The following is a 13,800-nucleotide window of genomic DNA, read 5'->3' on the forward strand; positions in this document are numbered from 1 at the left end:
TTTTTATTGGGTTAGTCTCACTTTAAAGAATTCGGCAAGAGTTTTACTGATCACAGGGTGCTGTGTATCTTGATTGAACAGGCAAATATTTACCTTGCCTAATTTGGGCAGGTGCGGGTGGTTTAGCGCTACTAGGTTTGCCGGTAAGCTAGATTTTGCTAGAGCTGTCACGCCTAAACCTTGCTGAATGGCGGCAACCAATCCACCTAAATCTGCATTGGTATAGCTGATTTTCCATGCAAAGGTTTGTTGCTTTAATTGCTCAATAACGCGGCTTCGATACATACAACCGTCGGGAGCAAGCACCAAAGGAATATTGTTGCCAACCAACGGATGAGCCGTGTCGCCAACCCAAACCACGTCATCTTCTAACACTACTTCGCCTTCTGTCTGCTCGCCCGGATTCACCAACGCCAAAATCAAATCGAAATGATCGCGCTGCGACGGGTGAAGCAAATCACGGCTTAAGGCTGATGTTACTTCAAGTGATACATCGGGATAGCGCTTTGAAAATTCGCCAATTAGACCCGGCAATAATGTAGAAGCAAATTCATTGGGAATGCCAAGACGCAAGCGACCGCTAAGCGGGGCAGGGGTCAAGCTGCGAAAGATGTTATCGTTAAGCTCTAGTAGTTCTTTCGCTTTTGGATACAGCCAATTACCGTCGGCGCTAGGTACATGCCGTTGCCCAACTTTAGTAAATAGCTTGCGGTCTAACTGCGACTCTAGCTTTTTAATTTGTAGGCTTATTGCCGGTTGAGAACGGCCCAAAAAGTCGCCCGCTTTAGCGTAGCCACCAAGCTCAATAACGCTAACGAAGGTGCGTAAGGTATCAAGGGAAAGCTGCTTCATGGTTAATTACACATTCTAATGAATTTGCCTGCTTTCATTATATTTTTAAATGTAAGCGGGTGAAAGGCGTAATTTTATATGTTCGTGCGTTCAATCGAACCTAGTTAGTGTTGCTTTGCTCGATAAGCGCCGTCTACCGATTGCTGCATGGTGCGAAGTGCAAGGGTGTTGGGGTGCGCAAGTGGCGTTGAGTTATTAGAAAAGCGCTTCATTCCCGCAAAAATGCAGTACCACGAAGGTCGCAAATAAACCAATTTGTTATCTACTTCATTAAGCGCATGTTCAAAGCTGGCGCCTTTGTCCCATGCATTCAGCAAATAAGAAAGGGTATCCGGCACCTTTAAGTCTTCGCGACAGGCAACCCAGTAGGCGGAATCGTCGCGCGTATTTAAATAGTAATGAGCAGCTATGTAGTCCCGAATACCATCGAACATTCGGTTTATCTCAGAATTATAGCGTTCCACTCTTCGCGGATTGGTACTTTGCCAGCAATCGATAAAGTGATGCAGTGCGTACTGCACTAGCATAAGTGCGGTGGCTTCCAATGGTTCAATAAAGCCCTGAGACAACCCTATGCATAAACAATTACCTTTCCAGTGTTCTTCTAGTCTGCCTACGGTCATTTTCAAATGCCGGGCTTGCTGATGGGATTGGTCTGGTTCTAATGCAAGTCTAAGTTCTTCTTCTGCTTGGGTTGCAGTGCAAAATTGTGAACTGTACACATAGCCGTTGCCGGTGCGACTAGTTAGAGGAATGTGCCACTGCCAGCCGTGACTAAGCGCAATAGAGCGAGTTTGTAATGCAGTTTCTGGTGATGCTGTCGCGTCACTGGCAATGGCTACGGCAGCATCGTTAAACAAGGTGTCGGCATAGCTTATAAACTTTCGCGACAGGGCTTGTTTGCCAAGAAGCCCACGAAACCCCGAGCAATCAATAAAAAAGTCTGCACTTAATGTATTTCCGTCATCCAGTTTTAGCGAGTTAATAGTGTGCTCATGACTTTCAACATTTGCCACAGTGCCTATTTGATGAGACACCCCTTTGTTTAGCGCGTATTCTTTTAAGAAGTCACCCAAAAGCCCTGCATCAAAATGATAGGCGTAATCAATATTTGCAGAACTACAAATGGCGTCGGGCGTAATGCTTTTTTCTACCATGTGCGCTGCAGTAAAGTAGTGCGACGGGTTAATGTCGTGCGAAGCGCCTTTTCTGTATTCATTTACCGCATTGAAGTACATATCTGCGGTGGGAATATCTAAAGAAGAGAAGAACGGGTGAAAATAGCTGTCAGATTCGGTGAACAGGGGGCGCGTTGTTTTTGATTCAGCTGTTGCTGTCCAACGCTCAAAGCTAATGCCCATCTTATACGTGGCGCTGCATTTCAGCATCCACTCACTTTCATTTATTCCGAGGAACTCAAAAAAGTGGCGCAGATAAGGCGTTGAACCTTCGCCTACGCCAACGGTGCTGATAACCGCTGACTCAAGAAGTGTTATTTTAGGGGCGCAGGCAGGTACATTACTGTTATTGGCCATCAACTCGGCGGTTCTTGCTAAGTAGCACGCCGTCATCCAGCCTGCTGTTCCGCCACCCACAATCACGATTTCTTGAGGTAATTTGTTCATTACTGTTTCTCGGTTGACGCGCGCACTACCAGTTTAGGGATGAAAGTATGGTTAAGATTGTCGTGGGCGGCTTTGGCTTTTTTAGCTCGTAAATACTGAATTAACGACGCCGCAGCATGCTGCGCTATCTCATTAGTTGGCTGAGATGCCGTAGTTAACGGCGGAAAAGTCTGTCGGGAAAAGGGGCTGTTCTCGAACCCGGCAATTGCGAGTTCTTGAGGAACATCTACCCCCTTCATTCTTGCACCAAACAACGTACCCGCTGCAATCTCATCGTTACACGCAAACACAGCGGTAGGGGGCGGCGACATGGCAAGCAGCGTTTCAGAACTTTTTACCCCAGTTTCAAATGAGTAGGTGCCTTTAATAATTAACGACTCGTCAATTGCAATACCCGCTTTTTCTAACGCCGCTTTATAGCCGTTCAAACGCTCAATGGTGGATTTGTGAATTTCTTCACCGGCAATAAAAGCAATGTTTTTGTGACCCTGGTAGATAAGGTGCTCAGTAATATCGTATGCCGCTTTGAAGTCGTTCACCAACACGTAAGGGAGGGGCGATGGAAAGAGGCCGTCCCCAGATAAAATACGCACATAACTTATTTGGTTTTGATCAAGTTCCGATAATACCTCGGGCATTTCTGATAGCGGAGGCGAAAGGATAAGGCCAGCCAATTGAGCAGTGTCTACCATGTCCACTAGTTCTTTGGCTATGTTTTTAGAGCTTGCATCGCACGGGTGAATTAACAATTCGAAATTGTTTTTGCGACACACATCCAATATGCCTTTTTGCATATCGATTATGTAGTAAGCGTTGGGGTTGTCGTATACGTAACCCAGTACCGATGCTCCTTTACTTGCTAAGTCTCGTGCTGCCTTATTCGGCGTGTATTTTAAGGCCTTTATCGCCTCTTCAACACGTTGCAAGGTGTCGGGTTTTACCGTGCCTTCCTTGTTAATTACGCGCGAAACGGTCTTTATCGAAACACCCGCCATTTCGGCAACACTTTTGATGGTAGCAGCCAAATTCGATCTCACTTTAAAAATTGGTTTAATTTTCAACAATTAAGAAGCTTGTATTACTTTTTTGTTAAAAAATTAATTGCAGCCTTACATTGTGTCATGTAAGTTAACATTCAATGACAGCGTTGTCATCAAAAAGCTGTACCCCACAACAACGCCTGTCATTTTATTATTTCAATAAATGACAGCGTTGTCATTTTTGGCTGAGAGAAGGTAAATACAATGTTCAAAAACCAACAACATAAACTAACAAGAAGTGTTCGCCTCGCCATAGCTATGGGCGCATTAACAAGTATTTCAGCACCTATTGCGGTAGCACAGGAAGCAGGTGAAACTGAAATCATCGAAGTCACAGGGATCCGCGGAAGCCAAAAGGCCAACATCAATGCCAAGCGTTTTTCTAACGCTATTGTTGACGCTATCACTGCTGAAGACATTGGTAAGTTCCCCGATAAAAACGTGGCAGAAACACTTGCCCGTGTTCCGGGTATTACCATCGACCGCGATTTTGGTGAAGGACAAGGCGTAACTATACGCGGCGTTCAGCCAGACCAAAACTTGACTCTAGTGAACGGTCAAGCCGTGGGAACCGGTCAGTGGTTTGTGTTATCAGACGCAACCCGTAACTTTAACTTCGAAATTTTAGCGTCGGAAATGATTGCGGGTTTAGAAGTGTACAAGTCGTCTCAGGCAGACATTGATGAAGGCGCATTGGGCGGAACGGTAATTCTGAAAACACGTAAACCGTTCGACCTTGACGCTAATTCTGGGCAAATCTCGGTAGAAGGCCAGTATGGTGATATCGCCGATTCACTCGACCCAACGCTATCTGGTTTGTACAGCTGGAAAAACGATGACGAAACCTTTGGTATTCTTTTCTCAGGCTCTTATCAAGAAAGAACGGTAGAGCGTGAAACTAACGAAGACTTCGGCTGGTTCGGCCCTAGCATTCCTCGTATCGACCCACTTATTGAAGCACCTGTTGGCGCTTCACAAAAAGGCGCTATTCCATGGGGAATGGGCTCAGCGTTGTTTAAGCAAGACCGTGAGCGCGTTGGTTTTGATGTAACTGCCCAATGGGCACCTACCGACGACTTCGACGTGTCTGTCCACTATCTATCGTCAACGCTTAAAGCTGACAACGTAAACTCTAACTTGATTGGTATTCCGTTTCGCGGTGTGGCGTACACAGGTACAGACACCAGCCCGGGTACGGTGAGCAGCGACAACGTAGTAGAGTCGCTTAGCATGATGGGTGTAGATAACCGCCCTGAGTGGGCGCGCTTTATGGCGTATGACAACATCTTCCGCGATGGTTCTGAAATGTCTACCGAGATTGTAGATATTGAGGGGCACTACCAAATGGGTGATGGCAAGTTGCACTTCCAGTTAGGTACAACTACCGGTGAAGGCGAAAACCGAGATTTCTTTACTGAATTTTGGGCTAGCGCAAACGACCCGCGTGCAGCCATCGATTTTTACAACCCAGGTGGCGACAACCCGTATATCGATTTTACAACGGCAAGCCCATGGCTAGCTAACCCAACGGATGAAATGTGGTTGGGAGGAATATTCGACCAGCTAAATGCAACGGAAGATAAAGAAAACTATATCCAGTTTGATTACGAGCATTCAGTAGACTGGGGTGCAGTAACCGAAATCAAAACGGGTATAAAGCGTCGCGATCGCAGCTTTGCTCAATCTCGCTACAGAACTGACTTGGCCAATTTAGCACCAGTGGGTGAAGGTAGCCTTGGCCCAGCGTCATCGTTTTGGAATGGCGACATGATTAACGTGTCTCACGACAACACCAACGGCGTAGCTGCCAGCTATTTCTTCCCTGACAAAGACAGCATGTACAACGCACTATATAGCGTAGCCGAATGTGCTGATGACACTACTATACTTTGCCGCCGTACCGATGAATTCTTAGATGAATCTTCATTTGAGATAGAAGAAGATATTACTGCACTTTACGCCATGGCGAAATTTAGTGGCGATGGTTTCAGAGGTAATGTGGGTATGCGTTACGTTGAGACCGATTCAACATCGAACGGTTACGACCTAACAACAGGCGAAGCGGTAGCGTTTGACGGTGGTTACAACGAATGGCTGCCAAGCATCAACTTGTCGTACGACTTATATGAAGATGTGTTGCTACGTGTGGCGGCAGCACGCGTGCTTACACGTCCAGCACCGTTTCAGTTAGCACCTGCGGTAAACTTAACGCCTGAAACTAGCTCTGGCTCTGCGGGTAACCCGCAGCTAAACCCGCTAACTGCTAACCAATTTGAAGTGGGTGCAGAATGGTACTTTAGCGAATCGTCGGTAGCCGCAGTAACAGTGTTCAAGAAAGATATTAACGACTTTATCTTTACCAAAACCGTATCTCGTGAAATTGATGGTCAGCAAATCAATCAGCTAAGAACGCCAGAGAATGGTGGTTCAACCTCTATCGACGGTATCGAAATGCAAATTCAGCATGTGTTCGACAACGGTTTCGGTGGCTACGCTAACTACACCTACACGGATGTGGCCGACGCACAAGTAGATGAAGCGGTTGCCGTTACAGACGATGACGGCAACATCATTGGTGCTACCATCGCAACGCGCTCAGTAAGCTTCCCGAACACGTCAAAAGACTCGTTTAACGTAGGTGTGTTCTACGAAACTGATCTTTACAGCGCGCGCTTAAACTACAACTACCGCTCTGAGTACTTTATTGCCCAAGCTGAAATTGGCGATCAGTACCGCGACGAACAGTCACAGCTTGATGCGCAGGTAAGCTGGAACGTGACAGAAACCATTACACTTAAAGCTGAAGCCCTTAACCTTACCGACGAAATCTGGGAGAACTACTATGTTCGAAGCAGTGACGGTAAGCGACTTGGTGGAACGCAAAGTGCCAATGGACGCCGTTTCTTCATTGGCGCTAGCATGAAGTTCTAGTTGCTAGTATGTGAAGATAGTTCGTGTGTTCACTATCTTCACTTAGCATAGGGTAGGGCGTTTGCTTTACCCTTGTTTTACTCTGAAATTGTGATTTAAGGATGTGCGACGTGATCCGCAATTCGACGAATTTTGTCAAAGCGTGCTTGAGCTTATCGTTATTACTAGTGGGTAGCGCTTCGGCAATGGCTGAAACGCCTTCGCTACAGCAAGCCAGCTTGAATGCGCTAGGAGAAAGCCTCGATATACATTACGAAGTATTAAGTAATGTGGACGATAGTTTGTGCCGGGTACATATTCCAAAAGGCGACTGCTTTTCGTCAGAGCTTACGATAGCAACCATGGCAACTCCCATTGAAGCCTCTACGTCGCTTTACTTTAGTCATATTGCGCCTATTCGCGGGTATGACTCAAAAAATGCAATTCGCATTGAGCATATAAACGGTGACCTGCACCGCCTGACGTTCGAAGATAAGGTGAGCGCAAGTGAGCAAGTTAAGGTAACGCTATCTGCGCCTTTTTGGCACGCCTCTCGCTCGGACGCAATGCCGAACTATTACTTAACTTACCCTGCTTTATCACCAGTGGTGGTTGCCTCCACAACTCGTGTGAAAGAGCCGGGAAGTAATTTGCTAATCAATCAACACACTGGCCTATGGAGCAAACAAGCCCAGTACAAACGTACTGAAAACGACAATACACCGCTTATGGACAGCGCGTATTTATACAATAAGGGCGATTCAGCGCTAATTTCAGGTGATGCCCAGAACCGTGTTATTCCCAACGTAAGTCAAAGAGATGATTCGGGTAAATTTGTTGCTGCCGCTGGCATTAATATAGATAAGTCTGACCAAGACATGCTTGCTCCTGCCATTGAGCAAATGGCCTATTTTGGCCTGACTAACCAGAAAACAGGCTTACCGCTTAAGGTTATTATTCGCAGCGCTCACGATGCGAGCGCCCTTGCAAATGAACCCGCAACAATAAACTCGAAAGAAGGCTATGCGCTTAGCATAACAGAGCAAAGCGCTACGATAATTGCCAACGATAACATTGGTGCTAACTACGGTCTGTTAACGCTAATGCAAATATTTGATGCGCAGCAAGGCCGCTTTCCTATCACTGAAATCGCAGACTCGCCACGATTCGAATTTCGCGGAATGCACTTAGATATTGCTCGCCACTTTCCAGGAAAGGCAGCGATTGAATCCGTTGTTCGCCAAATGTTCACCTACAAGCTCAATAAGCTACACCTTCACCTAAGTGATGACGAGGGCTGGAGATTAGCTATCGATGCTTTGCCCGAGCTTACCGAAATTGGTGCGTTTCGATGCCACGATTTGTCTGAAACACAGTGCTTGCTGCCTCAGCTAGGAAGCGGGCCTTTTAAAAGTGCTACAGGTAACGGCTTTCTCACCCAGCAAGACTACATTGATATTTTAACAATGGCGCATGCGCGCGGGATTGAAGTTATTCCGTCGCTTGATATGCCTGGTCATGCCCGCGCAGCAATTGTTGCTATGAATGCGCGCTACAAGCGGCTTATGGCAGAGGGTAACTCAGATGCTGCACATGAATTCTTATTGGTAGATAAAGAAGATAAAACCCAATATGAAAGCGTTCAATTCTATTCAGATAACACCATAAACCCCTGTTTAGATAGCAGCTATCATTTTATCGAAACCGTACTTACTTCTGTGAAATCACTGCATGAAAAGGCCAGCGTTCCGTTGACGCACTTCCATGTTGGCGCCGATGAAACCGCCGGTGCTTGGGTGAAATCCCCTGTATGCGCTGCGAAAGGTCAAAAGGCGGATGAAATACTGCCGGCTTTTGTTACCGAAGTGCAGAAAATTGCGCAAAAGCACAATATAGCAATTGGTGGCTGGAGCGATGGCATGGAAAAAGCCGTAAATACACTGGATAACAGCAGCGCGTATACCAACGTTTGGCATCTTCTTGCTGCGGGTGGAGAGAAAACAGTATCGCATTTCGCCAAGGAAAATATTCCGGTAGTACTTTCGTTTCCAGACGTGCTTTATTTTGACTTTCCTTACCAAAGCAATCCTTATGAGCCTGGCTATTACTGGGGTTCACGGGCAACCGATACCGAAAAAGTATTTTCTTTTATGCCCGAACAGCTGCCGCTTCATGCCGAGTTATGGACCGACCGAATGGGCCACAGTTACAGCAGTACTGCTGAGGCCGACACATCATCAGTAATCGGTATTCAGGGGCAGCTGTGGTCAGAAGTCACCGTAAATCAAGATGCCGTGGAATATATGGTGTTTCCCCGACTATTGGCCTTGGCTGAACGGGCCTGGCACTACGCACCGTGGCAACAAAACGCGAAAGCACTTCATGAAAAAGGCGCTTTAGTAAACCAGCAGGCAAGCGACTGGCGAGCGTTTGAGTTAGCGTTATTTAACCGCCATGCACCCGCGCTAGTGCAGCAGGGAGTGAATGTGCGTGTACCTACGCCAGCAGCGGTAATTAACAATGGTAAGTTACATATAAAGCCAGTGTCTGGTCTTACGATGGAGTACTTAACTTCAGGTAATAAGTGGGAAACCTTTACCGCTCCTGTTGAAGTGAAGGGGATGGTAACTGTTCGCGCTAGAATTGCGGGAACACAGCAAATGAGTCGACAGGTGCAGCTGTAAGCGCCTGTTTTTATTGGTTAAAATGACAGCGTTGTCATATTTTTACCAAGTGCATCTATGCATTTATCTATACTGAGATGTTTAAATGAGCTCTGATTTATTTTTTATTGGCATAGACGGTGGTGGCACCAAGTGCCGAGCACGATTAGAAGACGTTGACGGAAATGTCTTGGGTGAGGGCGTAAGTGGCCCCGCCAATATTATGCGCGATAGCGATTTAGCTAAAGCGTCGATAGTAGATGCGATTAATATCGCTATTTCGAATGCAGGGAACGCCAACACATCTGAGCAAATTTCGCTGTCGCAGTGCGTGGTAGGCGCCGGTCTAGCTGGCGCAAATATTGAGTCTGCGAAGCAACAGTTTGAACAATGGCAGCACCCGTTTCATTCGCTACACGTGTTAAGCGATTTGCACGCCGCATGCGTTGGAGCACACAACGGAAACCCAGGAGCAGCGATAATTATTGGTACAGGTTCATCGGGCACCATGTGGCAAGGTGAATCTTTTCAAGATGTTGGTGGGCACGGTTTTCCTATCGGCGACAAAGCCAGTGGGGCTTGGCTAGGCTTAAAGGCCGTTCAGCACACGCTATTGTGTTTAGATGAGTTGGAAGAAAAGGATGAACTTGCAGCAGAAGTGTGTAACGCCCTGCAATCATCATGTACCCAAGAAATTGTAGCGAAATGTGCGGAATTTAACACCCATCACTATGCCGCCTTGGTAGAACGTATGCTGCCTTTGCTATACACAAAGCAAAACAAGGTTACCGCACTTTTTGAAGAGGGTGCCGTTTACATTGAGCGTATGGCAAAGCGACTTCTTGCAGATCACAACCATTGTTTAGCCATGATAGGTGGGCTTAGCAATGTTTATTCAGCCTATTTTTCAGAATCCATCAAAGCGCGTTTAGTACCCTGCAAAGCTACGCCGCAGCAAGGTGCTATTTATCATGCAAAAGCCGCGTTTAATCACAAAGAAGGTGAGAAATGAGTTTATCTATAATGGCAAAAGAAGCCAGAGAGTTTCCGTCAGTTATTGCGCAGCAGTTAGATAAGAATGATGAAGCGATCAGTCAGTTAGCGGGTAGATTACAGCAACTAAACCCTAACTTAATTTACATTATTGGTCGCGGTTCGTCAGATCATGCCGGCGTGTTTGGAAAGTACCTATTTGAAACCGAAATGGGTATTCCAGTGTGCAGTGCCGCCCTTTCAATAGCAGGCATATTCAAACGCCAATTGAATTTGAAGGGGGCAGTAGCTTTTATCATCTCTCAATCTGGTCGCAGCCCAGACATACTAAAGCAAACCGAGTCGGCCAAAAACGGCGGGGCGTTTACGGTTGCTTTCGTGAATGATGAAACATCGCCATTAGCCGAGCTGGCTGATGCCGTTATTCCTTTATCTGCCGGGGAAGAAAAAGCGGTAGCGGCTACTAAAAGCTTTTTAGCAACGCTGTCGGCGCTTCTTCATTTGTGTGCCCGTTGGAGCGAAAATACCTCGCTATTTAATGCGCTAAAAGCCATGCCTTCGCAGCTAGAGGCAGTGATCAATGCGCCGTCACAGCTAACAAAAGCCCATTTAGAAAATACGCGAAACACCATTGTTTTAGGGCGCGGCTTTGGCTATGCGGTTGGGCGAGAAGTAGCGCTTAAATTAAAAGAAGTATTGGGTATACATGCCGAAGCGTTTAGCAGCGCAGAGTTCATCCATGGCCCAGTGACGTTAGTTGAGAAAAAGCTGAAGCTTATTTCGTTAAACATAGAAGATGAGAGCGCACCTTTTCATCAAAACATGGTGCAAGATGTGAGATCCCGTGGCGGTGAGTGCATAGATCTGCAAGGGGGAGTAACGTCTTCACACCCAAGGCTGGACGCACTTTTACTAATGCAACGCTTCTATCTGGATATAGAGAAAATTGCCGTTGAATTAGGTTTGAACCCAGACACGCCTCCCGGATTAAACAAGGTAACGAAAACCCAATGAAGACCATTATTCTGGCTGAAAAGGTACTGATGAACGGTGCCTGGCAGCATAATCAGGTGCTAAGCATTGAAAAGGGTGTGATAGCTGACATTGCACCTCTTTCTTACTTCAAAAAAGACGCGACGGCGACAATCAACGAGCGCATACGCGGTGCAGTTATTCCAGGCTACATCGACACGCAGGTAAATGGTGGTGGGGGCGCAATGTTTAATCATGCTCCCACGATTGAAAGCATAAACGCGATGGCCGAAGCACACCTGAAATACGGCACCACCACATTGTTCCCAACGCTTATTACCGACGATATAGACACCATTGAGCAAGCGGCAGATGCAGTAAGCGAGGCCATATCACAGGCGCACCCCAGTGTTGAGGGGGTTCATTTCGAAGGGCCGCACCTTTCTGTTGAGAAAAAAGGCGTGCACTTGCCACGCTATATTCGCGCACTTTCAGATCGTGAACTGGCAACCTATACCCGAAGAGATATTGGGCAAGTTCTTATCACCGTTGCGCCTGAAAACGTGCCTTGCGACATCATCCGAGATTTGGTGGGGCAAGGAGTTATTGTCGCATTAGGGCACTCAAACGCACCGTTTGAAACCGTGCAGAATGCATTGGACGCTGGGGCATCAGGCTTTACCCACCTTTATAACGCCATGTCGCCACTGACTTCCAGAGAGCCTGGAATGGTGGGGGCGGCGCTACTTAACAACAGCGTGTGCGGGATAATTGTGGACCATCATCACATTCACCCGAAAGCGGTAGAGCTGGCTTATAAGGTGAAAGGGCCGCATCAATTAATGCTAGTGACTGACGCCATGGCCCACGTGGGCGCAAGCGACGATACCATCGCGTTCTTCGATACTCATATCACGCGCCAAGGTAACAAGTTAACCACGCCCGACGGGACGTTAGCCGGTAGCTGTTTAGATATGCACGGCGCAGTAACGAACAGCATTAACGACATCAATATCGCATTAGAACATGCCAGTACCATGGCAAGCGCAACGCCAGCACGCTTCACCAAAATACATGATAGGGTAGGTGAACTAGAGGTAGGAAAGCGCGCTAACTTTTTAGTGATAAACAACGACAATACTCTGTTAGAAGTGTGGCAGAACGGAAGTAAACGCCTTTGCGCTAACTAACAACATAATAATAAATAAGAGATCTTTGCTATGACAACACAAGCTCAGTCGCAAGTACCCAACGCAACAGGAATGGGGCGCTTTGTACCTATTTTAAGTATCGGTTTACTGTTTTTCATTTTCGGCTTCATTACATGGTTAAACGGGGCATTAATTCCGTTTTTGCAAATGGTGTGCGAGCTAACTGAAATGCAAGCGTTGCTTATCGCCTTCTGTTTTTACATCGCTTACGTAGTCATGGCGCTACCCATGGCAAAGATCCTAGAAAAAACTGGCTACCAGAAGGGCATGAGCCTAGGGCTTAGCATTATCGCCGTGGGATGTTTGTTGTTTGTACCTGCCGCGCTGAGCGCCATGTTCCCCGTGTTTTTGCTGGCACAGTTTGTAGTAGGTAGCGGTTTGACCATACTTCAAACAGCATCAAACCCGTTTATTATTCGCCTGGGTAACGAAGAAAGCGCTGCCGCTCGCATTGCTTTTATGGGCCTGCTTAATAAAGCGGCTGGCGTGCTGGCTCCTATTGTTTTTACCAGCTTAGTGTTAAGTGGTTTGCCTGACGTAAACCAAGAGTCGTTAAACGCCATGCCACAAGATGTAAAAGCCACGCTAATTAACGATATGTCTGTATCACTTATTCAGCCTTACGTTGCAATGGCAATCGCATTGGGCGTACTGGCACTGGTATTTATGCGCCTTGCATTGCCAGCCATTAATGATGAGCAAGCAGAATGCGAAACTGCGGAAGCATCGCTTTCCTCAAATAAAGATAAAAAGATCCTGCATTTCCCACACTTAGTATTGGGCGCAATAAGCTTGTTCTTCTACGTTGGAGTAGAAGTTATCGCTGGCGACACCATTGGGTTGTATGGCTCTTCAATTGGCGTAGAAAACGCGACCACGCTAACGTCATTTACCATGATTGCTATGGTTATCGGGTACGCAGTAGGCCTTATTTGTATTCCTCGATTTATATCTCAGCAAACGGCGCTACTAAGCTCTGCGGTATTGGGCGTAGTTTTTACCACATGCATTCTAATGAGCTCAAACACTGATACTGGGATCTCTGAAGTGCTGTGGGGATGGACGGGTGTGCAATCGCTTCCTTTTTTACCTAACAGCGTGACGTGTATTGCGCTTCTTGGCTTGGCAAATGCCATGGTGTGGCCTGCAATTTGGCCGCTGGCGCTAAATAATTTAGGTAAATACACTGCACAAGGTTCGGCACTGCTTATCATGGGGATTGCAGGTGGTGCTATTTTGCCCATGGTTTACGGCGGAGCTAGTGAGCTAGTTGGTGGTCAAAGTGCCTACGCGATCATGCTACCTTGCTACTGCTTTATTGCTTACTACGCCGTATTGGGCTGTAAAAAACAACGCTGGTAAATGCCAGTGTTTTACCGTGTGGCTCACGGTTCAACTGTTTAAAGAAATGCGCTTTTTAGCGCATTTCTTGTTGTTGGTCTGCGCTGCTGCATTAAAACTGGTGCTGTCGCATTAAAGTCGGTGCTGCCACATTAGAAAAGGCAAGTAGCTGCAGTAGTTTGACGAGTCTTCA

General features: G+C 46.8%; 9 protein-coding genes. 6 read left to right on the plus strand and 3 right to left on the minus strand.

Annotated features, from left to right (window positions below; translation table 11 throughout):
* Window positions 1–3: 3 nt before the first annotated feature.
* The 3 genes from ACFI6J_RS16045 to ACFI6J_RS16055 all read right to left on the minus strand — a co-directional run bounded on the left by ACFI6J_RS16045 (window position 4) and on the right by ACFI6J_RS16055 (window position 3,502).
* Window positions 4–852 carry a LysR family transcriptional regulator gene (locus ACFI6J_RS16045; protein ID WP_014950370.1) on the minus strand — a complete coding sequence of 283 codons (849 nt, stop codon included), beginning with the start codon at window positions 850–852 and terminating at the stop codon, window positions 4–6.
* A 104-nt stretch (window positions 853–956) separates the two neighbouring features.
* Window positions 957–2,477 carry a tryptophan halogenase family protein gene (locus ACFI6J_RS16050; protein ID WP_462556070.1) on the minus strand — a complete coding sequence of 507 codons (1,521 nt, stop codon included), beginning with the start codon at window positions 2,475–2,477 and terminating at the stop codon, window positions 957–959.
* Window positions 2,477–3,502 carry a LacI family DNA-binding transcriptional regulator gene (locus ACFI6J_RS16055; protein ID WP_462556067.1) on the minus strand — a complete coding sequence of 342 codons (1,026 nt, stop codon included), beginning with the start codon at window positions 3,500–3,502 and terminating at the stop codon, window positions 2,477–2,479. The genes ACFI6J_RS16050 and ACFI6J_RS16055 overlap by 1 nt, the downstream gene beginning before the upstream one ends.
* Before the next feature lie 219 nt (window positions 3,503–3,721).
* Between ACFI6J_RS16055 and ACFI6J_RS16060 the strand changes: the two genes are divergently transcribed.
* From ACFI6J_RS16060 to ACFI6J_RS16085, 6 genes are all read left to right on the plus strand, one after another.
* Window positions 3,722–6,448, plus strand: a complete 2,727-nt coding sequence (locus ACFI6J_RS16060) for a TonB-dependent receptor (protein ID WP_462556064.1) — start codon at window positions 3,722–3,724, stop codon at window positions 6,446–6,448.
* Window positions 6,449–6,549: 101 nt separating this feature from the next.
* Entirely contained in the window at window positions 6,550–9,111 is a 2,562-nt protein-coding gene (locus ACFI6J_RS16065) for a family 20 glycosylhydrolase (protein WP_462586268.1), read from the plus strand.
* Between the two features lie 85 nt (window positions 9,112–9,196).
* On the plus strand, window positions 9,197–10,102 hold the full coding sequence (locus ACFI6J_RS16070; RefSeq protein WP_239300648.1) for a glucosamine kinase nucleotide-binding domain-containing protein: 906 nt from the start codon (window positions 9,197–9,199) through the stop codon (window positions 10,100–10,102).
* Window positions 10,099–11,097, plus strand: a complete 999-nt coding sequence (nagB-II, locus tag ACFI6J_RS16075; protein ID WP_014950364.1) for a glucosamine-6-phosphate deaminase NagB-II — start codon at window positions 10,099–10,101, stop codon at window positions 11,095–11,097. The genes ACFI6J_RS16070 and nagB-II overlap by 4 nt, the downstream gene beginning before the upstream one ends.
* A complete protein-coding gene (nagA, locus tag ACFI6J_RS16080; protein ID WP_462556055.1) occupies window positions 11,094–12,245 on the plus strand; it encodes an N-acetylglucosamine-6-phosphate deacetylase in 1,152 nt (383 codons plus the stop codon). Before nagB-II ends, nagA begins: the two co-directional genes overlap by 4 nt.
* A gap of 30 nt (window positions 12,246–12,275) precedes the next feature.
* On the plus strand, window positions 12,276–13,628 hold the full coding sequence (locus tag ACFI6J_RS16085; RefSeq protein WP_462556052.1) for a sugar MFS transporter: 1,353 nt from the start codon (window positions 12,276–12,278) through the stop codon (window positions 13,626–13,628).
* The last annotated feature ends 172 nt before the right edge of the window (window positions 13,629–13,800 follow it).

The sequence above is a fragment of the Alteromonas sp. G4i13 genome, assembly GCF_054960505.1.